Here is a 23,215-nt window from a genome sequence, read left to right on the forward strand (position 1 = left end):
CGCATCGCCGATGGTAGTGTGGAGTTTCTCCATGTGAGAGTAGGTCATCGTCAAGCTCCTATCCCAAGACCCCTGGTCAGCATCGCTGGCCGGGGGTTTTGCTTTTGCGCGTGGGAAATTTCACACCATGCCTCTGTTCTCGTGGACTCGGGACAGGCATGCTCCCAACTACCGGAACACCGCGCAAACCGGCACTCCTGGCGGGTTTCTCCAGAATGTTCGAGGGCCGTTGGGGGCAACGGAAATGGGTTTTTGTCGTCTACAATAGCTTCAAATTTTCCCTGAGTTCCTACATGCCCGATATCGAAGGACAAGCCTTGCGGGATCTGCCTCTGGAAGAGCTGATGGCTTGCCACGAGTGCGACCTGCTGATGCGCCGCGAGCCCGTTCCCCTCGGGCACCGCTCGGTTTGCCCGCGTTGCGGATACGAGCTGGAAATCCACCGTCCTCACATGGTCCGCCGTGCGCTGGCGTTGGTGCTGACGGCCTTGATTCTGTATATCCCGGCGAACTTCCTGCCGATCATGCACATCACCATCCTGGGCCAGACCAGCATGGATACCGTGTGGAGCGGTGTGGTCGGCCTGTACCATTCGAACATGGCCGGCGTCGCGTTCCTGGTGTTCCTGTGCAGCATGGTGATCCCCCTGGCGAAGCTGCTCTGCCAGCTGTTCGTGCTGCTATCCATTCGCTACAAGTCGCTGCGCGAGCACGGCATGCTGCTGCTGCGCGGCTATCAGCACCTGCGTGAGTGGGGAATGCTCGAGGTCTACCTGATGGGTATCCTCGTTTCGATCGTCAAACTGATCGGCATGGCGGAGTTGCACGTCAGCGTTGGCCTGGCCTGTTTCGTGGGCCTGCTGTTCACCCAGGTCTGGCTGGAGGTCACCATGTCCCACCATCAGGTCTGGGGCGAATTGTCCGGGGAGTTCGACGATGCGGGCCATTGACGCCGGGATCGTGGTCTGTGGCGAATGCCACCAGCTCAACCGTCGTGAAGACGATGAGGAGACCCACTGCAGCCGCTGCGGCGCGGTGGTTCATGAGCGTCGCCCCAACAGCATCATCCGCACCTGGGCGCTGCTGATCACTGCGGCGATCCTGTATATCCCCGCCAACCTGCTGCCGATCATGACGGTAAATTTCCTCGGCAACGGCATGCCGGCGACGATCATGGAAGGCGTGGTCGAACTGATCAATGCCGACATGGTGCCCATCGCTGCGGTGGTGTTCGTGGCCAGTATTCTGGTGCCGACCTTCAAGCTCGTCGGCATTGCGCTGCTACTGTATTCAGTGCAGCGGCGCCAGCCGCTTTCCGCCCTGCAACGGAATGTGATGTACCGCTTCATCGAGTGGATCGGCCGCTGGTCGATGCTCGACATCTTCGTCATCGCGATCCTGGTGACGCTGGTGAACTTCGGCAATCTGGCCAGTATCGAGGCGAACCTCGGTGCGGCCGCCTTCGCCAGCGTGGTGGTGCTCACCATGCTGGCTGCAGTGACTTTCGATCCCCGGCTGATCTGGGATAACACGGACGCGGAAGACAACGATGAGTGACCTCCCAACACCCAAGATGCGCAAGACCACCAACTGGTCGGCTATCTGGATCCTTCCGCTGATCGCACTGGCGATCGGTGCCTGGCTGGCCTGGCGCGCCTACGACCAGGCGGGGATCATGATCCAGATCCAGTTCGAGAGTGGCGAGGGTATCCAGGCCAACAAGACCGAGGTGGTGTTCAAGGGCATTGGCGTGGGCAAGGTGGTCGACCTGCATGTGAACAAGCCCAACATGGGCGTCACGGCCGTGGTCGAGATGCGCAAGGAGGCGGCGGAGTACCTGAGCAAGAGCACCCGCTTCTGGCTGGTCAAGCCGCGCGTGTCGATTGCTGGGGTGACCGGCCTGGAGACCTTGGTCTCGGGTAACTACATCGCCGTCGACCCGGTGAAGGGCGAGCAGCAGCAGGAGTTCATCGCGCTGAAGGAGCCGCCGCCGCTGTCGGACAGCCTGCCCGGCTTGCACCTGATCCTCAAAGCCGATCGCCTGGGTTCCCTGGAGCAGGGTAGCCCGATCTATTACCGGCAGATCCAGGTCGGCCAGGTGAAGAGCTACCAGTTGGCCGAGGACCAGAAGACCATCGAGGTGAAGGTCCACATCGAGCCGGCCTACGCCAACCTGGTGCGCAAGCACACGCGCTTCTGGAACGCCAGCGGCATTACCCTGTCCGGCAGCCTCAGCGGCCTGAAGCTGCGCACCGAGTCCCTGGCGAGCATCGCGGCGGGCGGCATCGCCTTCGCCACGCCGGAGAACTATGCGGACAGCCCGCCCACCGACCCGACCAAGCCGTTCCGCCTCTATGAGGACTTCGACGCCGCCCAGGCCGGGCTTGCGGTCAAGGTGAAGGTGAGTGACGTCAGCGGCCTTACCCCTGGCAGCACGCCGGTAATGTACAACGGCGTGGAAGTCGGCACGGTGAAAAGCATCGACATGGACAAGGACTTCAACGGCGCCACCGCTACCCTGTCCATGGACCCGCGCACCGAGGAATTCCTCAACAGCAAGACCGAGTTCTGGATGGTCAAGCCGAGCATCTCGCTGGCGGGCATCACCGGACTCGAGGCCCTGGTGAAGGGCAACTACCTCAACGTGCGCTTCGCCAGCGATGGCGAGCCGACCCGTGATTTCGTCATTCGGCCCAAAGCCCCACCGCTGAATCTCGACGCCCCCGGCCTGCACCTGGTGCTGACCACCGATCAACTCGGGTCGCTGGAGGTCGGTACGCCGATCCTCTACCGGCAGATGAAGGTCGGCAGCGTGCAGAGCTACCAGTTGTCCCGCCGTGATCCGTCGCGCCTGGTCATCGGTGTGCACATCGAGCCGGAGTACGCCAACCTGGTGAATACCTCGTCGCGCTTCTGGAACATCAGCGGCATCACCGTCAGCGGCGGGCTCGACGGCATCAAGCTGAAGAGCGAGTCGTTGCAGACCTTGCTTGCTGGCGGCATCGCTTTCGATACGCCCGATCACAAGGCGGCGCCGATCACCAAGGTGCGTCGCTTCGCCTTGTTCGATAACGAGGAGGATGCGCATCTCAAGGGGCAGATGATCGAGTTGCGCGCCGATACCGCCGACGGGCTGAAGGAAGGCACCGTCCTGCGCTACAAGGGCCTGGAGGTTGGCCGCGTGGAGCAGGTGGAGCTGAGCAAGGACCTGCAAAGCGTGCTGCTGAAGGCGCGCCTGACCCGCAGCGCCGATCGCATCGCCCGCCAGGGCACGCGTTTCTGGGTAGTGGGGCCGCAGGTCGGGCTGTCCGGCGTGAGCAACCTGGGCACCATCGTCAGCGGCCAGTACATCGAGGTCCTGCCGGGCGCCAAGGCGGGGCAGGAGCAGACCAGCTTCAGCCTGCTGGCAGGTGAGCCCAACCGTCTGCTGGATGAGGATGGCCTGCGTCTGACGCTCAGCGCGCCCCGGCGTGGCTCGCTGAAGACCGGTGTGCCGGTGACGTACCGTGAAGTTCAGGTGGGCAAGGTAACGTCCTTCGAACTGGGCGAAACGGCGGATCGCGTGCTGATCCATATCCTCATCGAGCCGCGCTACGCGCCGCTGGTGCGCACCGGTAGCCGCTTCTGGAATACCAGCGGCGTCGGTGTGGATGCCGGGCTGTTCAAGGGCGTGAAGGTGCGCACCGAGTCGATGGAGACGATCCTCGCCGGCGGCGTGGCCTTCGCCACCCCGAACAATGACACGATGGGCGCGCCGGCGAAGCCCGGGCAGACCTTCGCGCTGTTCGACGAGGCCAACGACGAGTGGCTCGACTGGGCACCGAAGATCCCGCTGGGCAAGGCGAACTGAGTTTTCGCCGACAGGAAAAAAGGGCCGCGATTGCGGCCCTTTTTCATGTCAGACGCCCGAGCGGCCCCCTGTAGGAGCGAGCTTGCTCGCGAACGGGTTCATGCAGGGCCTGTTCGCGAGCAAGCTCGCTCCTACGAAGAGCCCACAAGAAAAAGCCCCGCAGGGCGGGGCTTTTCGTCAACGCAGGGGTATCACGCCGGCTCGGCGCTGGCCTCCACGTCGTTGTGCGCGGCTTTCTCGGTGTCACGACGACGGATGTACTTCCAGTCCGCCTCGTCGATGTAGATGCCGTTGGGGCCGCTGCCGCCTTCCAGGTCGATGGCCACCTGGGCCGAGACCTGCGGCTTCACGCTCGCCAGGATCGGCACGAAGCCCAGCTGCAGGCTGGTCTCCAGCAGCGCCGACTGGTTGCGCTCGTCGATGTCCGCTGCCTCGTCGAGGTAGTAGGGCAGGCGGATGCGACCGGCCTGTTCGCGGTCCATCAGGTGCAGCAACAGGTACATGTTGGTCAGCGCCTTGATGGTCATGGTGGTGCCGTTGGAGGCCGCACCGTCGATGTCGGTGTGCATGATCGGCTGCCCACCCATCTTGGTGATCTCGAACGCCAGCTCGAACAGGTCCTTCAGGCCCAACTGGTTGTTGTTCGCCGCCACCAGGCGCGACAGGTAGTCCTTGGCTTCCTCGTTCTTCGCATCCTGCTCGGCGCTCTGGGTCAGGTCGAACACCGAGAGGTTCTCGCCTTCTTCGTACTGGCCGGCGCTGTGGATGATCTGGTCGATGTGCTTGAGCGCGTCCTTGTTCGGCGCGAGCACGATGCGGAAGCTCTGCAGGTTCGATACCTGGCGCTTGTTGATCTCGCGGTTGAACAGCGCCAGCTGGTGTTCCAGGTTGTCGTAGTCGCTGCGGATGTTGCGCAGGGTACGGGCGATGTCGGTGACCGCCGCGCGACGCGCCTTGGCCAGGGTGAGCGCCTCGTCGGTACGGTGCGCGTAGGCGTTAATCAATAGCTGCAGGCGACGTTCCGGATCATCCTCGCTGTCGAACTTGGCCACCCCCTTGAGGCGCACCTGGGCGTACAGCGCCTCGATCTGGCCGTCCACGCGCTGCAGCGACTGCCAGGTGTCCTGGTAGTCGTTGAGCAGCGGCAGCAGGTTGTCCATGGAGTCGTCGACCGGGTCCATGAACGGAATGCCGAAGGGCAGGTCGGCCGGCAGCAGCTGGCGGCGGCGCAGGGCGTCGTCCAGGGTGCGCTGCTTGGCCTCCATGTCGGCCAGTTGGCGGCCGATCAGTTGCAGCTTGGCGGAGAGCTGCTGGACGCGCTCGGTGAAGGCGTCGGCGGAGCGCTTGAGTTCGTCCTGGGTGGCTTCGAGCTGGGCAAGCCGCTCCAGCTTGCCCGGTTCCTCGGCGCTCAGGGTCTGGCTGCGGCGGAAGTCTTCCAGCGCCTTCTGCGCATCGAGCACGTCCTGGTACAGCCTGTCCGCCTGCGCCTTGCTGGCGTTGCGGTCGGCCGCCACGGCCTGCTGGGTTTTGAGCTGCTTGAGCTCCTTCTCCAGGCGCTCCTTCTGGTCGCGCAGGGCGGCGCGGTCGGCCAGGGCCTGCAGGGCTGGCGGCTCGATGGTGGAGAGGTCGATGGAAAGGCCGGGCACTTCGAAGCGCTCGCCCTTGAAGGCATCGAGGATCTTCTCGACGCTGCCGACCCACTGGCCGGCCTCGTCCAGGTCCACGCCCTTCTCGCCCAGCGGCAGGCTGAACAGCGCGCCGTTGAACAGGCGCATCAGGCGTTCCACGTCCTGCTGGGAGAACTCTTCGCGCAGGCGGGCGTAGCTGTTGTTGTCGGCGTGTTCGAGCTGCTGGCGAACGCCTTTGAGGCGCTTCTCAAGGTCGCGCAGACGCTCGTCCAGGTCTTCGCTGGAGAACTGCCGGGAGTGCGCCAGGGCACCGGCCAGTTCGTCGTGGGCGTCCTTGGCGGCGAGCAGCTGCTGCTCCAGTACCTTGGCGTCGTCGACCAGCGCGAAGCGGTTCTTCAGCACGGCCAGTTCGCCCATCCAGCGCTGGATCTCGCTGATCTCGCGCTCCAGGCGCATCAGCTCGGCGGTGCTGCCGCGCTGTTCGTTCTGCAGGCCGTCCTGCTCGCGCTTGTAGTGCTCGGCCTGGATGACCAGCTCTTCCTTGCGCGCGCCGGAATAGTCTTCCCAGGTGCCCAGCAGGTTATCCAGCAGGGGCGAGAGGCGGTGCATCTTGCCGCGCAGGATTTCGCGCTGTTGCACGCCATTGGCCAGGGCTTCGACCAGCGGGCCGGCGGCGACCAGGGCCTGGTAGTCCCCCTCCATGCGGCGCACGTCGCGGAAGGCTTCCTCGCAGGCGGCGATGTAGTCGACGCTGCCCGAGCGCAGGCTGTGCTCGAAGGCATCGAGGAACAGCTGCTTGAGCTTGGCGGCAGTGATCTCGCGCATGTGCAGCAGGTTGATGAACAGCGAGCGGAAGGTCTTCAGGCTCTGTTCGCTGGTGGAGCGCAGCGGGATCAGCGTCAGGTCCAGCGGGATAGAGGTGTGGCCGCCGACCAGCAGGCGACGCAGCTCGTCGGGCTTGAGTTCATAGGACTTGATGCCCTCGCGCTCAAGGTTCGCGTACAGCTCGCGCAGGCGCAGGCAGGTGCCGTTTTTCTGGTAGTGCTCCAGATCCAGCTCGCCCTGGTAGGCGAAGAACTGGTGGCCGAAGCCGCCACCCGGGCCGCGGCCGCCGACGCCGATCACGTGGCGGCCGTTGGGCAGGTCGAGCTCGATGAGGATGTAGCTGGTGTCGGTGGCGAAGTAGAACTTGCGCGAGGCTTCCAGGCTGTACTTGCCGAAGCTCATGTCCGACATGCGCGCGAGGATCGGGAACTGCAGCGCGTTGATCGACGCCGACTTGCCGAGGTTGTTCGCGCCGTACACCGACAGCGGCTGTTCCAGCGGGAAGATGCCGAGGCTGTAGCCGGCGGTGTTGAGCAGGGCGAAGCGGCGGATGCCGTAGCGTTCCTGGGTCATGCCTGGGCCTCCATGTCGGCTTGTTCTTCGGCGATGGCGCGGGCGAGGGCGTCTTCTTCGCTCTCTTCCTCAACGGCCACGGCGGCGGGTTGTTCCAAGGGGACGATGGCGTCTTCGTCGGCCGGCTCGTCGGCATACGACTCCAGGATCACCACCGGCTCGTCGTCTTCCTCCATCAGCACCGGGGCGCTGAACTGCATTTCGCTGGCGTGCAGGTTGGCGGCCAGGTCGCGGTCCTGCTGGACCGACAGGCAGACGTCGAGGAAGCGGTGGATCGGCGGCAGGAAGCGGTACACGCCGTTGTCCTCGGCGGCGAAGCCGAGCTGGGTGAGGCGGCGCATGACCTTCTCTTCCAGCTCCTCCTGGGTGGTCACCTCGGCCTGCAGGAACAGGTCGCGGTACTTTTCCAGCAGCGGCGGCAGCTCGTCGCGGCCGATGCTGCCGCCATCGAGGACGGCCAGCGGGTCGCGGCCCTGGTCGGCCAGGTGCTCGACGAGGATGAAGGTGAACAGCGCCAGGCGTTGGGCGGTCTTGTTCACCTGGGCGCCCACCTGCTCGGGGACGAAGTAGTAGAAGCCGCGGGTATCGCAGACCAGCTCGTAGCCCAGGCTGCGGAACAGCGCGCGGTAGGCGTCCTGCTGGTTGGACAGCTGGCTGTACAGCTCCGGGTCGCGGCGGCTGATGTGGAAGCCCTTGAACAGCTCGCGGAAGATCGGCGCGAGCTGGGTCATTTCGGTGAGATTAATCTGCATGCGATTCGCTCTTGCTGTCCTTGCCAGCGGCGGGGCCGGCGATCAGGGCGAAGGAGCACAGGCTGACGCTGTGCTGGAGAGTGTCGTATTGGCGGCGCTCGAGGCGGTCGCGCTGGAAGCGGGCATCGCGCGAGAGGCGCGAGAACCAGTAGAGCAGTTCGTCGGTGGCGCCGTCGGGCTCCTGCTCCAGCAGCCATTGCATGAGGTCTGGCAGCGGCAGCGCGGCCTGGCAGCGGTCGAGCATTTCCCGCGCGGTGCGCGGCGAGCGTTGCGGGCCGTCGCTCTTGCGATTGCCGCTGGCCTTGGGGAAGTGCGCCGGCTTGGGCTGGAAGTTGGCAAGGGCGAAGACGTAGCTCTCCACCTGCGAGGCAGTGCCGAGGAAGTTGCTCTGCGGCCGGGTGAACATCGGCATGGCGGCCTGGGGCACGGCATCGATGCCCTTGCGGCGAATGACCGACAGCGCCAGGGCGGCGCCACGGGTGATCGCGTTGTGCCGGCGGGCTTCCTCGCGCAGGGGCAGCAGCAGTTCGCGGGCGCGGCGCAGGGTGAGCTGGGCGGTGGTCTGCATTTCCAGGATGCGCGCATGGGTGCGCAGCAACTGGTCATCGTCCACCAACTGGCCCAGGCGCGCCTGCTCGCCGAGCAGGCGCAGCAGCACCTGCTCCACACGGCGTACGCCCTGTTCGAAGGCGCCGTCGGCGGAGACCAGCTGGATCATCGGCTCGACGTATTCGTCCCAGGTCGCGAGGACTTCGGCATAGCGCTGGCGCAGCGGAATCTGCCGGTCGCTGGTCTTGGCCCGCTCGGCCACGGCGACCAGCGCCTGTTCGTCGTTGGCGAGCTTCTTCAGCACGTCGCGCACGCGCATGTCGAGCAGGCGCAGTTGGCGGGCCAGGTCGTTGCCGTCGCGCACTTCAAAGGCATCGCGAATGTAGCCGGCGAGGCGTTCCAGGTGGCGCAGGTAGGCTTCGATCTCCAGGCACAGGCCCAGGCGGTGCTCCTGGCGCAGGTAGGCGAGGAAGTCGTGGATCTGCGCGTTCAGCTCGAAGCGGTTGGGGCTCTTGGCCACCGGGACGAGGATGTCCAGGCGTACCCACTGGTCGAGCAGGGCGGTGATGTCCACCGGGGTGCTGTCGGGCAACTGGCTGGTGAGCTGGATGCGCAGCTCCACCAGGCTCAGGGTGCCGGCGTCGAAGCGCTCGCACAGCGGTTCGAGCAGCACCCAGTGTTCGGCGAGGGCGCGTAGTACGCGTCGTGGGTCGATCATCGGCTTGGTTGGGCCCGGAATGAACAAAGGGGGCGATTGTACTGCAAAGGCCTACCCCTGGCCGACAGGGTGACGAAACGCGTCAGTTTGCGACCGCACCATCAGCGTCCGTGTGACGCATCTCACGGAAAATCCGACCTAACTGGCTGAATTTTCTGGCAAGTTTTTTGCCCAAGTCTTTCACAGAGACCTAGCTTTCAGAGTCTGATTGACGCAGATGACCTACGACGCCGCACTCGCCAAAGCCCGTTGGGCCGAACTGGAACGCCAGAACGACCTCGACTGGGACCTGGATGCGATCACTGATCGCAACGAAGCCATCGCCTTCCTGCAGCGTTTCGAAAATCGCTTGTGCATCTATTCGTCGTATGTCGAGAAGCTCTACAGCAACTACAGCTTCGTGATCCCGGAGAACCAGGAGGGCGGTATCACCATCCTGCCGGACGAGCAGGCCTGGTTCGACACCTTCCACGACATTCCCGGCGACGCGGTGGAGCCCACCGGCATCCATATCCTGCCTGGCGAGACCATGGGCTACAGCGGCCTGTACCTGAAGATTCCCGCCGAACACCGGCTGGTGGCTTCGCGCGAGTTGCCGTTCCAGGACGGCCTGAAGCTGCTGATCAACCGTTACCGCATGCGCGGGGACATCTTCCTGCCGGTACTGGTGAAGGGCGACCTGCGCGAGTACGAGGCGCGCATGCCCTCGCTGCACCTGCACCGCCTTAACATCGCCAGACTACAGGCCCATTCACGGCTGAACCTCGACGCCATCAAGGGCGCCATCGCCGAGCACCTGATCGGCCTGTTCCGCCATCAGTGAGCCATCGCCGGCGCGACCCTGTCACCCGGGTGTGACGATGGGTAACAACCTTTGCCGGACGTTCCGTTCGTCGTCTATCGTTCCTGGCGATTTACTCGACTATGGGTCGGGCCGCCGTGGCGGCTGAATTCCTATAGTGGCATCACGGCGCCGAGTCTCGACCTCGTTCCTGACCCGATACGCCCGATGAATAACAACAGGCCCCGCGAACAGGGGCCAGGAAAGGAGAGTGCCATGCGTCAGTCCTCCGGTCCGCTCATGCGTGCCCTTGCCTTGTTCTGCGGCGGCCTGCTGGCTTTTTCCGCCCAGGCGCGCATGCAGTCCATGGATGACGATGAACTGTCGAGCATCTCCGGGCAGGGCGCGATGCTCACCGTCGACGCGTCCACCTACCAGAACTACCAGTACACCCGGCTCAACTTCGGCGCCGACATCAGCCTGCTGACCAACATCGACCAGTTGAGCCTGGGCAACTACACCCGCACCGGCTCCACCACCGTGTCCGGCCAGCCGGCGGACATCCTGATCAACAACTTCGCCCTGGGCCGCGTGGACAACGCCAATACGCCCGACGCCAAGATGGTGCCGTTCCAGATCCAGGATCCGTACGTCGAATTCGCCTTCCAGACCAACAATGGCGTGCGCCAGCTGGTGGGCGCGCGGGTCGGCTTCGGCAAGGCGCAGGGCGACCTGTCCGGCGACATCCTGTCGATCACCGGCAACCTGCAGGGGCAGATCTACGGCCCGGCCTCCATCGCCTACGACTACTACACCCGCAACGGCTGCCCGAACCTCATCAACTGCCTGGCGCTGGCCGTGGCCGGCGATACCCCGGTCTACGCCGACGTGGTGCTGCTCAAGGCCGGCACCGGCGAGGCCACCATCAACGGCCAGCCGATCAACCGCGCCGAGCAGATCGGCATCGCCAAGGGCGATTCGCTGCACTCGGACGCCGGCGGCCTGATCGCCGCGCTGATCCCGACCCTGTCGACCACCAACAACTGCCAGGCGCTGGGCCTGACCACCTGCTTCGACCTGACCAACTACAAGACCATCTACATCGGCAAGCCCGGTTCCACCGACATCAACACCGGCGCCCAGGGCATCTTCTTCTCCCTGCAGAACCAGAACGTGCCCTGGCAGGACCTGGCCAACGCCGGCAAGTTCGTCAACACCCAGTCCGGCGCCTTCGCCAACTTCCCCAAGGTGGGCAGCGGCGCGGACGCGGTCTACCCGATACTGATCAACCTCTACGACGCCCTGCGCGGCCTGCCCCGGCAGCCGACCTGCATGGGCTCGCAAGCGGCGGGCTGCTGACATGAGCTGGCGCACAGCGGTACTCGCCTGCCTCGCCGGTTGCCTGGTCAGCCTGCCGGCTCTGGGCATGAAGGCCCTGGATGACGACCAGCTGGAGGAAGTCAGCGGCGCCGGCCTGGGCTTCTTCATCGATGGCTTCAGCTATGACCAGGCCACGGCCACCTCGAAGATCACCGGGGTGAAGAACAGCGCCAACCAGGACGTCCAGGTCGACATCACCGGCGCCTACATCAAGGGCGCCGGCAGCCAGCGCGGCACGCTGGACACCAAGGCCTACCTCGGCACGCCGCTGCACCCCTTCACCCTCGGCCCGGTGAAGTACAAGGCGGGGCTGAACATCCCGGCCAACCAGGAAGCGCTGCAGCTGATGACGCCGACCTGGACCGACCCGATCAACGACACCCACAAGTTCGGCCTCTGGTCCTATTACCAGGGCTGCCTGTATGGCGACGCCGGCTGCACCAACCCGAACCAGGCGACCACCAGGATCAATACCGAGCTGAGCGCACTGAAAACCCAGCGCGACACGCTGCTCAGCACCTATTCGAACAACATGATCGGCCTCAAGAGCGGCATCGATGCCGACATGGTCGTGGTCAACCAGCGCAAGGCGGAGGTGGACGCCGCCCAGGCCGTGCAGAAGAACAACTACAACGCCATGACCACCAGCTACAACAACGCTCCCGCGCAGGTGTGCGGCCTGATCTTCTGCGCCGATCGCCCGACCACCATTGGCGAGAAGTACGACTGCGGCGCCATCCTCGCGTGCAGCAACAACACGGCGGTGAAGAACTACAACGCCTCGGTGGATACCTACGACGCCAGCACCAAGGACCTCACCACCGCCCAGCAGAACCTCAGCGCCTCCTGGAACGTCAGCCGCAACGGCGTCACCCTCAGCCAGCGCGCCAGCGACTACGACAAGTTCGTCCAGCTCTGCGGCGCGCAAGGCGGCAGCGCCACCACCTGCGTCAGCGGCACCATCACCCGCACCGAGAAGAACGTCGCCACCGTGCAACTGGTGGCTGGCGCCATGCAGAACGCCTCCGGCACGCGCATCCAGGGCCTGGATATCGGCATCGCCACCAAATTCACCCTGCCCAGCACCGCCTACAACAGCGATGGCAGCGCTGGCGCCACCAGTACCCGCACCGACTTCTTCTCCATCGCCCTGGAGAACTTCACCCTCAACGGCTCCTACCTCAACCTGTGGGGCGACGCCGCCGGGCTGAAGGCCTCCATGAGCCTGCAGATGTATGCCGACAAACTGATCATCGCCGGCTGCGAGAACTGCGCCGACAGCAACAAGGTGGTGGCCAAGAACGTCTACTTCGACCTCAACCTGGGCGACGCCAACTACCAGCCGGCGACGCTCTCGGTGGCCAGCAACGGCGACCTGATGCTCAGCGCGCCAGGCGTCACCTGGGCCAACCACGAGGCCTTCTACCAGAACGTGCAGAAGAGCAATATCAGCATCGGCAACCTGAACATCAGCGGTACCGACCTCGGTTCCCAGGCCGTTCGTGGCCTGCGCATCGACTACCTGAACGTCCGCACCGTCAACCTGCCGCGCTAGCGCATGAGGAGACTCGCCGTGAATACCGCACGTTTTTCGAGCCGACTCCTGGCCCCCCTGGTCCTGCTGGCCGCCGCCACCGCCCACGGCGAGATGCGCGGCCTGGACGACAGTGAGATGGCCGACGTCAGCGGGCAGGACGGCGTCAGCCTGAGCGTCAACTTCAACCTCGCCGCCAACACCGCCGATACCCGCTGCAGCGGCGGCTGCGGTGCGCGCCTGGCGATCCAGCCGCTCAACAGCACCGGCTACATCGTGCTGGACAACATCAAGGGCAGCTTCAGCTTCGACGGCATGTCCATCGACATGGTGACCATCAACAACGGCTTCAACGGCGACGGTGCACTGTTCAACCGGCAGGCCATGAAGATCGGCCTGACCAACGCCAGCGCCAGCAACCTGCAGTTCACCCTGGGCGGCTCCAACCAGGGCAAGGTCTCCGGCGGCGGTCTGCAACAGACCAACCTGCTCACCTACCAGGCCACCGGCGCGGTCAAGCTCACCGGCAACGTCTACGTCTTCGGCACGCCGTAAGCGAAACGCACTGGCCGTCCGCCCGCCGGCCTTTCCCCCCGACGCGTTTCACGCGACAATCCCGCCTCGTCGAGTTGGCCTGCCCGTGCAGGCACCACCCACAGGTAAACGCTCCTTGATCGAAGAAGCCCGTCGCCGCGCCTACCTTGGCGCCATGCAGGTCGCCAGTTGGCTGCCGCGCGTGGTGCTGCCGTTCGCCGCTCCGTCGCGCCCGGAACTGCTGGAGACGCCCGCGCCGGTCGTCGCCGAGCCGGCGGCCCCTGCGCCTGCGACCGTGGCCGTGGCCCGCGAGGCTGCCGCGCCGGTCAGCGCCCCTGCGCCGATGCCCGCCGGCGAACCCGGCTCGATCGCCGCGCGCCTGCTGCCCAAGGTGGCGGTGCCGACCAAGCCGGTCGCTGCGGTCAAGGCCGAAGCGCCGAACGACGCGGAAGCCGAGCCGGTCGTCCGCACGCCGGTCGCCCCGCCGCCGCGCTTCGCCCTGCAATTGCTGCGCGCCGGCGAATGCACCCTGCTGGTCGAACTGCCCACCGGCGAGCCGCTGGCCAGCCGCGATCCGGCCTACCTGCTGCTCAAGGACCTGCTGCGCGCCGCCGGCCTGCCGGACAGCCCGCAACTGCTCGGCGAGCCGGTGCGCTGGCCGCTGTTCTCCCGCGGCAACATGGACCAGGGCCCGCAAGCCGCCCGCGAATTCGTCCAGGGCTTCGTCGCCGCGCGGCTGGAGGAGGGCGCCCAGTGCGCCTGCCTGTGGCTGGTCGGCATGCCTGCCGTGCGCTTCGCCGGCGAGGGCGATGAAGAATCCCTGCTGCGCGAGCTGCAGGTCGAGGGCCTGGGCGTCGCCTGGGCACTGCCGGGCCTGGAACGCCTCGCCGAAGAACCCACCTTGAAAGCCGACCTCTGGCGCGCCATGCGCCGCGTGCGGCAACGCTGGATGAGTCAGACCCCTGCATGAGCGACGCTGTTTCCTTCCGCCTGATGACCGAGGCGGACCTCGATGCCGTACTCAAGATCGAATACGCCGCTTTCAGCCACCCCTGGACGCGCGGCACCTTCGCCGACGGCCTGAAGAGCTACGAATGCTGGGTGATGTTCGAAGGCACCCAGCAGGTCGGCCACGGCGTCATCCAGCTGATTCTCGATGAAGCGCACCTGCTCAACATCACCGTCAAGCCGGAAAGCCAGGGCCGCGGCCTGGGCCTGGCGCTGCTGGAACACCTGATGAAGCGCGCCCGTGAAAGGGGCGGGGTGGAATGCTTCCTCGAGGTCCGCGCCTCCAACGGCCCCGCCTATCGCCTCTACGAGCGCTACGGCTTCAACGAAATCGGCCGCCGCCGCGATTACTACCCGGCCGTCGGCGGCCGGGAAGACGCCCTGGTGATGGCCTGCACGCTAGTGGATTGACCCCGCGGCGCCGTCACGAACATGTAAGAGCGGGCCATGCCCGCGATCGCGCGCATGGCGCGCTCTGCGCCGCCATTCCCTGTCGCGTAGGAGCGGGACCTTGTCCGCGAAGTCCTGAACCCCAGCTCCGCGCCTGAAGGCTCTCGCGGATAAGATCCGCTCCTACAGGCCGACTCCCCTCGCAGGCGTAACGGTCTTCTTCTGAGACTCCGTGCCGAGAACTTCCCTCTCCCTAACCCTCTCCCTGAAGGGCGAGGGAACCGTATGGTGCAGGATGAAACCTCAGTATCAGCCGGCACGGACAGCTCCCTTCGGAGCGGGGCGCGCAGCCAGGGCGGGGAGAGGGCACGCCCCGGCGCGATTTTTCAGGTAGGAGCGCGCCATGCCCGCGACCGCGCGTATGGCGCGTTCTGCTCCGCCATTTCCCGTCGCGTAGGAGCGGACCTTGTCCGCGAAGTCCTGAACCCCTGCGCCGCGCCTGCAGGCTCTCGCGGATAAGATCCGCTCCTACAGGCCGCCCGCGCGTAGGAGCGGACTCTGTCCGCGATGATCTCCGGCGCGATGCGGGCCTATCGCGGACGAAGTCCGCTCCTACAGGCGTTAACCCCGCGCAACTCCTCCGCCTCGACTCCCACCTCTATTGAGAAATTTCCCGCCGATCGGGTTTTTCCGAGGGCTATTCCTGGCTTACCCTTAAGGCCAATAACAACAAGAACAATAAGGTCGCAAACATGAATCGCAGCGATGTGATCGTGGTGGGCGCCGGTATTTCGGGGCTGACCGCGGCCTGGCGTCTGGCGCAAGCCGGGCAACGGGTGAAAGTGATCGAGGCCAACAAGCGCGTCGGTGGGCGTACCCTCAACCATCGCTTTGCCAGCGGCGAAGTGGTCGAGGTGGGCGGCCAGTGGGTCGGCCCGACCCAGGAGCGCATCCTTTCCCTGCTGGCGGAACTGGGTCTGTCGACCTATCCGCAATGGAACCAGGGCGACAATCTCACCCTGTTCGGAGGCCGGCTCAGGCCCTATCGCGGCACTATTCCGAAGTTTCCTCCGCACGTCCTGCTCGATGTCCTTCAGGCGCACGTCCGCCTGGACCGCATGGCGCGGGAAATCCCCCTGGGCGACCCCAGCCTGCACCCCAAGGCACCGCAGTGGGACAGCCTCACCTTCGCCGAATGGCTGCGGCGCAACGTGCGCACCGCCACCGGGCGCAAGGTCTTCGAGCTGATGTGCGGCGCCGTGTTCGCTGCCAGCCCCCATGACCTCTCGTTCCTCCACGTCCTCTTCTACATCCATGGCGGCACCAACCTCGACACCGTGCTCGGCGTCGACGGTGGCGCCCAGCAGGACCGCATCCTCGGTGGCTCGCAGCGGATCAGCGAAGTGCTGGCCGAACGCATCGGCGACGTCCACACCGGCGAACCGGTGCGCGCCGTGCGCCAGGACGGCAGCCGCGTCGAACTGGTGACCGACCGCGGCACGCATCGGGCCAGCCACGTCATCTTCGCCATCCCGCCCACCCAGTTGCTGCGCATCACCCAGGAACCGCTGCTGCCCAGCTGGCGCGACCAGCTCCTGCAACGCCTGCCACAAGGCGCGGTGATCAAGTGCATGGCGCTCTACGACACCCCCTTCTGGCGCGACAAGGGCCTGTCCGGCCAGGCCACCAGCGAGGCCGGCCCGGTGCGCCTGACCTTCGACAACAGCGTCCCCGGTACCGCGCGCGGCGTGCTGCTGGGCTTCATCGAAGGCGACGAGGCGCGGCAGTGGAACGCCCGGCCCGCCGGCGACCGCCGTGGCCAGGTGCTGGAGTGCTTCGCCCGTTACTTCGGCGAACAGGCGCTGCAGCCGGTGGACTACGTGGACAAATCCTGGGCCGAGGAGCCCTTCGCCCGCGGCTGCTATGCCGCGCTGTTCCCGCCGGGACTGTGGAGCAGCGGCGCGGCGCGCCTGCGCGAACCCTACGGGCGCTTGCACTTCGCCGGCACCGAGACGGCGTCGCGCTGGATGGGCTATTTCGATGGGGCCGTTGAGGCCGGGGAGCGCGCCGCGCGGGAAGTGCTCGGCGCGCGGGAAGATCACGGGGAGGAAGATTATGTGCGACACCTTGGTATTGCGTAGCGGCGGGGCCACCTGGTTCGCCAAGAACAGCGACCGCGAGCCCGCCGAAGCGCAACGCCTGATCCGCCTGGAGCCTGTGCACGGCGACAGCGCGGCCACGGTGCGCACCAGCTACCTGGAGATCCCCCAGACCGCCAATCGCCACGGCGTCATCCTCAGCCAGCCGGCTTGGCTGTGGGGCGCGGAAATGGGCGTCAACGACAAGGGCGTGGCCATCGGCAACGAAGCCGTGTTCACCAGACTGACCGAGCGCGACGGCGAAGCCCTGCTGGGCATGGACCTGCTGCGCCTGGGCCTGGAGCGCGGCGGCAGCGCCCGCGAAGCCCTGGCGGTGATCACCGAATTGCTGGAACGCCACGGCCAGGGCGGCCCGGCCGGCTACCGCAATAAACGCCTGCGCTACGACAACAGCTACCTGATCGCCGACCGCGACGAAGCCTGGGTGCTGGAAACCGCCGGGCGCTTGTGGGCGGCGAAGAAGGTCGAACGCTGGGCCATCTCCAATGCCCTGAGCCTTGGCCACGACTACGACCTCGCCAGCCCCAACCTGGAAACCCAGGCGCGCCGCTTCGGCTGCTGGAACGGCCGCGGCGACTTTCACTTCGCCCGCGCGTTCGATGGCCGCGTGCTGCCGTGGATCGCCGGTGCGCACCAGCGCCGCCAGCTCAACGAAGACTTTCTCGCCCACTGCCCGGCCCAGGTCGACTGGCTGGCGCTGGTGGTCGCACTGCGCAGCCATGGCCACCGCGGGCACCGCTTCCACCTGCACGACAACCGGCAGATCTGCCTGCACGCGGGCAGCTTCTGGCGCCCCTCGCAGACCACCGCCAGCCTCATCGCCCGGCTCGACGGCGATGCCCCGCGCCTGGCCGCCACCGGCACCTCCGCGCCGTGCCTGTCGATCTTCCAGCCGCTGGGCTTCGAGGAGCGCGCCGGCGAAGGGCTGCTCAGCCGCGAAAGCGACGCCGTGGAAGATTCCCTGTGGTGGCGCTTCGAGACGGTGCACCAGCGCGCCCTGGTCGACCCCGGTTTCGCCGATGCCCTGCGCGCGGGCCACGGCTGGCTGGAAACCGAGTTGCTCAGCGCCCTGGATCGGCGCACGCTGGATTGGCCGCGTCTGGCCGCCGAAGGCCAGGCCTGGCACGACGCCTGGCACCAGCTGGCGCTGCAGCAGGCGCCGCGCCCGTCGCGCTGGTGGCGACTGAACGCTGTGCGCTGATGCGGCTTGTCAGTCACGCCCGCGCTGCGTAAGGTGCCGCCAGCCAAATGATGAGGAGCCGGACATGAGCGAGCTGCAGGAACTGTTCGACAACAACGCCCGCTGGGCCGAAGCGATCAAGCAGGAAGACCCCGACTTCTTCGCCAAACTGGCCCGCCAGCAAACGCCCGAATACCTGTGGATCGGCTGCTCCGATGCGCGCGTGCCGTCCAACCAGATCGTCGGCCTGCTGCCCGGCGAGCTGTTCGTCCACCGCAACGTCGCCAACGTCGTCCTGCACACCGACCTCAACTGTCTGTCGGTCATCCAGTTCGCCGTCGACGTGCTCAAGGTCAAGCACATCCTCGTCACCGGCCACTACGGCTGCGGCGGCGTGCGCGCCGCGTTGCACCACACCCAACTGGGCCTGATCGACGGCTGGCTGCGCACCATCCGCGACCTCGCCTACGAATACCGCGACCACCTCGGCCAGTTCGAGAAGGAAGAAGAGCGCGTCGACCGCCTCTGCGAGCTCAACGTCATCCAGCAGGTCGCCAACGTCAGCCACACCAGCATCGTCCAGAACGCCTGGCACCGCGGGCAGAAGCTCTCCGTGCATGGCTGCATCTACGGCATCAAGGACGGCATCTGGAAGGACCTCAACGTCACCGTCAGCGGCCTCGACCAACTGCCGCCGCAATATCGCCTGCGCCCGCTCGGCCAGCCTTGAGCCGGCGCCTGTGCGTCATCCCCGGTGACGGCATCGGCCGCGAGGTCGTGCCCGTCGCCGTGGAGGTGCTGCAACGCCTGCTCCCCGACCTTCAGGTGGAAGAAGCCGACGCCGGCTGGGACTGCTTCCAGCGCCTCGGCACCTCCGTTCCCCAATCCACCTACGACCGCCTGCGCGCCTGCGGTGCCGGCCTCTTCGGCGCCGTTTCCTCGCCCAGTCACAGGGTCGAAGGCTACCGCAGCGCCATCCTCAGCCTGCGCCAGACGCTGGCGCTGAACCTCAACCTGCGCCCCGTTCGCTCGCGCCCGGTGGTTTCGCCACGTGCTGGCATCGACCTGCTGGTCCTGCGGGAAAACAGCGAAGGCCTCTACAGTGGCCGCGAACACTGGGAAGCCGACGGCGTCGCCATCGCCGAACGGGTGATCAGCCGCGCCGCCTGTGAGCGCCTCGCCGCTGGCGCCGCCGAACTCGCCCGCCTGCGCCGCGCCCGGCGCATCACCCTGGTGCACAAGGCCAATGTCCTGCCGCTCACCTGCGGCCTATTCCGCGACACCTGCCGCGACCTGCTCGCCGAGGACGGCTGGAGCGACGTGCTCGACGAACGCCTGGTGGACGTCGCAGCCCTGCAACTGGTCGAGCGCCCGGAGGCCTTCGACCTCATCGTCACCACCAACCTCTTCGGCGACATCCTCTCCGACCTTGCCAGCCACTGGGGCGGCGGCCTGGGCCTGGCGCCCTCGCTCAACCTCGGCAACGGCATCGCCCTGGCCGAACCCGTCCACGGCAGCGCCCCTGACATCGCCGGCACCGGCCGCGCCAACCCACTCGCCGCCATCCTCAGCGCCGGCATGCTACTGCGGCACCACTGGCAACTGCCGGAGCTGGCGCAGCGGATCGATGCGGCGGTGGACGGCTTCCTGCGGGAGGAGGGGGGTGTGGATTTCGGGGGCGAGACCACGTGCATGATTGGGCGGGGTGTTATGCAGCGGTTGGACTGAGCAGCAGAGCGTGAAGCGCTGCCAGCCTGTGTGTTAGCGTGCGCCAACCCTCAATGCATGGAGACAAGGATGATCCTGCGTTTCTTCAAGCCTTCCTGGCGGAAGCTTCTCATTGCCGTTGGCCTTTATTACATGACGGCCTTCTTGACGGGAGTAAACAGCGCTATCCGCGACCACATGCGGGACGACTTCGCCGAGACTGTGGTAGGGCAGAAGTATGCGACCGATATTAAGCGCATCTACAAGGAATACCGCTGCGAGGCTCAGGAAAAGATCTATGAGTTGACCCGCAGTATGGTGGATGAGCCCCGCAGCCAGCGGCTGAATGACCAGTTGGATAGAAAAATGGCTGTCTTTGCCTGGGCAAAGAGTCTACTGATTGCCCTGCTGAGCTATTTCGCAGCGTGTATTGCCTGCACCGTTGGTGCGCATCGCGGAACCGAACGGGCATGAAGCTGCTGATACTGGCCTTGGCGCTCTTCGTGCCTCCGGCTCTCCTGTTCTGGCGCTCATCGCAATTGGCTTGGCCGGTGCGCTACCTTCTCGCTGTCCTGCCAGCAGCCTATACCGGCATCGGCTGGCAATTGGGTTCCTGGGGATACGCTTACGCCAGCTGCCAGGGTGGAGCGAAGAACCTGCATGGCTGCCTGGCCGGCGGAGCAGACGTTACCGCCTGGGTTGGCCATGGCCTGTTCCTGATGATCCCTTTCCTGTTCATCGGCGCGCCGTTGTCGCTCTGGTTCCTTATCGATACCGCCGCCAAGCACATCGGCCAGTCCCGCCTGCCGCACTGACACTCGCCAGGCATGCCGGCGAACTAAGCTCAAAGCACCCCTCTCATCAAGGTGCCCGGCATGTGCGGACGCTACGTCAGCCCCGAAGAGGCCGCTATCGAACGCTACTGGCACATCGGCGCGCGCACCCCGCCGCGCTGGCTTGAGCCCTGCTACAACGTCGCCCCGACGATGACCGTGCCCATCCTGCGCCACGACGCAAGCGGCCAACTCGAACTGCTGGCCGCCCGCTGGGGCCTGATCCCCACCTGGTGGAAGGAGCCCACCCCGCCAAGCCTCTCCTTCAATGCCCGCAGCGAAGAGGCCGCCGGTAAACCCCTCTGGCGCCAGGCCCTGCGCAGCACCCGCTGCCTCATGCCAGCGCTGGGCTGGTACGAGTGGAACGAGCAAGAAACCGTACGCAACCTCGCCGGCCGCCGGGTCCACCCGCCGTATTTCATCCACAGCCCCACCGACCCCATCATCGCCATCGCCGGCCTCTGGTCCCTGTGGATAAACCCCTGCGGTGACCCCATCCTCTCCTGCGCCCTGCTGACCAAGGCCGCTGCGCCCAGCATCGAGCACATCCACCCCCGTATGCCCGTGGTGCTGGCGCCGGAGAACTTCGAGGAGTGGCTATCCGCGGCTACGCGTAGCGAAGCGCTGGACGACTTGATTCATCACGCGCGGGAAGACTTTGCCAGACACCGGGTATCGTTGCGGGTGAATGACGCGAGGACTGATTTGCCGGAGTTGATCGACGAAGCCGAGTAAGTCGATTTTTGCAGGCAAAAAGAAAAGGGGCTTAGCGTTCGCTAAACCCCCTTTCGAGAGATGGTGGCTACACCGGGACTTGAACCTGGGACATCAGCATTATGAATCGCATGAGAGTCACCCTGGGCCACCTCGAATCCCTGTAATTCGGGCCTTTCAGCGTGGATAAAACCCCACTTCAACAGGCTGTTTCTGACAATTCCCCCGATGTAGTCACCCCAGAGGCTTTACCGATACTGGCACCTCGCGCTAGGGTCTGGACCACTTAATGGAGCGGTAGTCGAAAATGGATTTGTCGATTCCTGGGGCCAATGAAGAGCGTGCCAAGCTCAAGCGCCTCCATCAGATTCTGAATACCTCTGACCTGGTCCCCGATCAGGCGTATCGGATGTCCTCCGGTCTCTACCCCTTGGTTAGCTTCGTCAACCACTGCATCGGGCTCTTCCTCAGCAAGAATTACGACGTCATTCCGTTGTTTCTCGCCCGAGCCCATTCCTTTATGCAGGATCGGCCGCCGCGGCCCAATGCTGCCGTGTACTTCAAGTGGGTGGATATCTATCTGCGTCAGATGGCGTACGTCTTGAAACACTTCACCGGTATTTCGGCTGAGCTGCTGGCGCTTCATTTGTCCGCGGAGCTGATGGAAGCCGGGCCGCAGGACATTCCGGAATGACCCGCCCGCAGATCGTTACGATTGATCTTGGTGACGTGCAGGGTCAAGAGGAACTGCATGAGTGTTTGGCGCAAGCCCTGCTATTTCCCGATTGGTATGGTCGGAATTGGGATGCTTTCTGGGATTCCATCACGGGATTGGTGGATATGCCGGAGGTGTTGGAATTCCAGGGGTGGTCCGCATTTTCCGTGACTATGCCGCAAGAGTCGAAGCAGCTGATGGACCTGCTTGGCGAGATGAATGAGAAATACCCGACAAAGGCACCGAAGGTCATTTACCGATGATCAGCCATTAGTCGCATGAGAGCCTCTAGGCCGCCCAAAAACTCAGTAAACCGGGCCTTTCCGAGGCGACGAAACCTCATTTCAACCGGCTGTTTCTGACAATTGACCTTATGTAGTCCCCTTAGAGTCTTTACGGATACTGGCGTCTCGCGCTAGCTTCGACATGGCCACATGCCATGTACGGATGCACGCAGGGAAGGACCATGGGACTGGATGACCGCGAATGGATGCGTCGCGAGAGTAGTGAGCGGCAGCGAGAGGGGATAACTCGGAAGCGGCGCAAGGCCTTCCGTTGGAACGCTCTGCACTTGTTTGGCTGCATGATACTGCTCACGGTTCTAGCGCTGACTTGGCCCTTGCTCCGTTCTCTCGTAGATCGTCTCTCCGCCCCTGCGCCCGTCGAGGAGAGCATTCCCATTGCCCAAGATCCTCAGGATCTTCCTGCACCTCCACCTGAGATCGCCCATCGGCCAACCGCAGCAGAAGCCTCAAATCGTCGCTCGCTGCGTGATTGCTTGAACGGCGGCAATGCCATCGATGAAAACGTGATTCGTTGCCAGAACGGCGGCGAGCTGCCGCGCGTCCGTACTCCGCAGGTAGCGTCTGAGCCCCAAGGCATGGTCTCTCAAGAATACTTAGCGCAGTTTCAGGCTGAGCGGGACCAACGAATAGCTCGGCAGGGCAGTGCTCAAAACTACGCCCAGGAACGTGATTCGCAGTGGATAAAGAGCTGGGGTGGCGGCAGCGGCTATCTGGCTGAGTGGGTTGTTGTTAACAACGTCATTGACGGGGGATCTGTCTGCCGAAATCAAGGCTGGGGATCCGTTGAGTATCGAGAGTGCCGAAAGGGCGCAAAGGTGCATTTTCGGGAGCAATGCCGAGCTTGGACCGCTCGTGCAGATAGAGATCGCGCGAATTGGAGCTATCAGATGAAGGAACGGTATTGCACGGCAGAGAGCTCTTTCAATCCCATGGGTTGATGAGCGCTTATGTATTGATTAGACCTAAGTTTGAATCGCCCCTAGTTTCGTAGACACCTCCAAGCCTCATAATGAGGCCCATCAGGAGGTGCCATGAGCAACCAGCGTTACCCCGAAGAATTCAAAATCGAAGCGGTCAGAC

The 23,215-nt window shown here is 64.9% G+C and carries 22 protein-coding genes; 19 read left to right on the forward strand and 3 right to left on the reverse strand.

From position 1 onward, the window contains the following. Positions 1-293 precede the first annotated feature (293 nt). Genes ACNFIA_RS31410 through ACNFIA_RS31420 form a run of 3 tightly spaced genes read left to right on the forward strand, consistent with a single transcriptional unit; the run spans position 294 to position 3,850 of the window. Complete coding sequence (locus ACNFIA_RS31410; RefSeq protein ID WP_259757358.1) at positions 294-950, forward strand: paraquat-inducible protein A; 657 nt, start codon at positions 294-296, stop codon at positions 948-950. Next, positions 937-1,557, forward strand: a complete 621-nt coding sequence (locus ACNFIA_RS31415; protein WP_416790916.1) for a paraquat-inducible protein A — start codon at positions 937-939, stop codon at positions 1,555-1,557. The genes ACNFIA_RS31410 and ACNFIA_RS31415 overlap by 14 nt, the downstream gene beginning before the upstream one ends. Then, entirely contained in the window at positions 1,550-3,850 is a 2,301-nt protein-coding gene (locus tag ACNFIA_RS31420; protein WP_416790917.1) for an MlaD family protein, read from the forward strand. The genes ACNFIA_RS31415 and ACNFIA_RS31420 overlap by 8 nt, the downstream gene beginning before the upstream one ends. Before the next feature lie 191 nt (positions 3,851-4,041). Here the strand turns inward: ACNFIA_RS31420 and mksF are convergent, their stop codons facing one another. Genes mksF through mksB form a run of 3 tightly spaced genes read right to left on the reverse strand, consistent with a single transcriptional unit; the run spans position 4,042 to position 8,895 of the window. Then, positions 4,042-6,876, reverse strand: coding sequence for an Mks condensin complex protein MksF (gene mksF, locus ACNFIA_RS31425; RefSeq protein WP_416790918.1), 2,835 nt, complete (start codon positions 6,874-6,876; stop codon positions 4,042-4,044). Further along, positions 6,873-7,628, reverse strand: coding sequence for an Mks condensin complex protein MksE (gene mksE / locus ACNFIA_RS31430; RefSeq protein ID WP_416790919.1), 756 nt, complete (start codon positions 7,626-7,628; stop codon positions 6,873-6,875). Before mksE ends, mksF begins: the two co-directional genes overlap by 4 nt. After that, positions 7,618-8,895: an Mks condensin complex protein MksB gene (gene mksB, locus ACNFIA_RS31435; RefSeq protein ID WP_416790920.1), complete on the reverse strand. Its 1,278-nt coding sequence runs from the start codon at positions 8,893-8,895 to the stop codon at positions 7,618-7,620. Before mksB ends, mksE begins: the two co-directional genes overlap by 11 nt. Positions 8,896-9,112: 217 nt before the next feature. Here mksB and ACNFIA_RS31440 point away from each other — a divergent pair, with 217 nt between their 5' ends. From ACNFIA_RS31440 to ACNFIA_RS31515, 16 genes are all read left to right on the forward strand, one after another. After that, complete coding sequence (locus tag ACNFIA_RS31440) at positions 9,113-9,718, forward strand: hypothetical protein (protein WP_259759469.1); 606 nt, start codon at positions 9,113-9,115, stop codon at positions 9,716-9,718. Between the two features lie 234 nt (positions 9,719-9,952). Further along, positions 9,953-11,035, forward strand: a complete 1,083-nt coding sequence (locus tag ACNFIA_RS31445; RefSeq protein WP_416790921.1) for a hypothetical protein — start codon at positions 9,953-9,955, stop codon at positions 11,033-11,035. Between the two features lies 1 nt (position 11,036). Further along, positions 11,037-12,611, forward strand: coding sequence for a hypothetical protein (locus ACNFIA_RS31450; RefSeq protein ID WP_259757350.1), 1,575 nt, complete (start codon positions 11,037-11,039; stop codon positions 12,609-12,611). Positions 12,612-12,629: 18 nt separating this feature from the next. Further along, positions 12,630-13,145: a DUF6160 family protein gene (locus tag ACNFIA_RS31455; RefSeq protein WP_259757349.1), complete on the forward strand. Its 516-nt coding sequence runs from the start codon at positions 12,630-12,632 to the stop codon at positions 13,143-13,145. A gap of 115 nt (positions 13,146-13,260) precedes the next feature. Then, positions 13,261-14,094, forward strand: coding sequence for an energy transducer TonB (locus ACNFIA_RS31460; RefSeq protein ID WP_416790922.1), 834 nt, complete (start codon positions 13,261-13,263; stop codon positions 14,092-14,094). Continuing rightward, positions 14,091-14,543 carry a ribosomal protein S18-alanine N-acetyltransferase gene (gene rimI, locus ACNFIA_RS31465; protein WP_259757347.1) on the forward strand — a complete coding sequence of 151 codons (453 nt, stop codon included), beginning with the start codon at positions 14,091-14,093 and terminating at the stop codon, positions 14,541-14,543. Before ACNFIA_RS31460 ends, rimI begins: the two co-directional genes overlap by 4 nt. Positions 14,544-15,190: 647 nt before the next feature. Continuing rightward, positions 15,191-16,663 carry a flavin monoamine oxidase family protein gene (locus ACNFIA_RS31470; RefSeq protein ID WP_416790931.1) on the forward strand — a complete coding sequence of 491 codons (1,473 nt, stop codon included), beginning with the start codon at positions 15,191-15,193 and terminating at the stop codon, positions 16,661-16,663. Continuing rightward, complete coding sequence (locus ACNFIA_RS31475) at positions 16,638-17,882, forward strand: C69 family dipeptidase (protein WP_259757343.1); 1,245 nt, start codon at positions 16,638-16,640, stop codon at positions 17,880-17,882. The genes ACNFIA_RS31470 and ACNFIA_RS31475 overlap by 26 nt, the downstream gene beginning before the upstream one ends. Positions 17,883-17,946: 64 nt before the next feature. Further along, complete coding sequence (gene can / locus ACNFIA_RS31480) at positions 17,947-18,591, forward strand: carbonate dehydratase (RefSeq protein WP_259757342.1); 645 nt, start codon at positions 17,947-17,949, stop codon at positions 18,589-18,591. Further along, entirely contained in the window at positions 18,588-19,589 is a 1,002-nt protein-coding gene (locus tag ACNFIA_RS31485) for an isocitrate/isopropylmalate dehydrogenase family protein (protein WP_416790923.1), read from the forward strand. Before can ends, ACNFIA_RS31485 begins: the two co-directional genes overlap by 4 nt. A 69-nt stretch (positions 19,590-19,658) precedes the next feature. Further along, entirely contained in the window at positions 19,659-20,042 is a 384-nt protein-coding gene (locus ACNFIA_RS31490) for a hypothetical protein (protein ID WP_416790924.1), read from the forward strand. Next, the gene (locus ACNFIA_RS31495) at positions 20,039-20,383 is read left to right on the forward strand and encodes a hypothetical protein (RefSeq protein WP_416790925.1); all 345 of its coding nucleotides are present in this window, start codon (positions 20,039-20,041) and stop codon (positions 20,381-20,383) included. The genes ACNFIA_RS31490 and ACNFIA_RS31495 overlap by 4 nt, the downstream gene beginning before the upstream one ends. 60 nt (positions 20,384-20,443) lie before the next feature. Next, positions 20,444-21,136 carry an SOS response-associated peptidase gene (locus ACNFIA_RS31500; RefSeq protein WP_416790926.1) on the forward strand — a complete coding sequence of 231 codons (693 nt, stop codon included), beginning with the start codon at positions 20,444-20,446 and terminating at the stop codon, positions 21,134-21,136. A gap of 286 nt (positions 21,137-21,422) precedes the next feature. Continuing rightward, a complete protein-coding gene (locus ACNFIA_RS31505; RefSeq protein WP_416790927.1) occupies positions 21,423-21,809 on the forward strand; it encodes a hypothetical protein in 387 nt (128 codons plus the stop codon). Then, complete coding sequence (locus ACNFIA_RS31510) at positions 21,806-22,093, forward strand: barstar family protein (protein ID WP_416790928.1); 288 nt, start codon at positions 21,806-21,808, stop codon at positions 22,091-22,093. Before ACNFIA_RS31505 ends, ACNFIA_RS31510 begins: the two co-directional genes overlap by 4 nt. Positions 22,094-22,296: 203 nt before the next feature. Continuing rightward, positions 22,297-23,073: a hypothetical protein gene (locus ACNFIA_RS31515; protein WP_416790929.1), complete on the forward strand. Its 777-nt coding sequence runs from the start codon at positions 22,297-22,299 to the stop codon at positions 23,071-23,073. The last annotated feature ends 142 nt before the right edge of the window (positions 23,074-23,215 follow it).

Origin of the sequence: Pseudomonas sp. NY15437 (assembly GCF_048068435.1) — a bacterium.
GTDB classification, from domain to species: domain Bacteria; phylum Pseudomonadota; class Gammaproteobacteria; order Pseudomonadales; family Pseudomonadaceae; genus Pseudomonas; species Pseudomonas nitroreducens_B.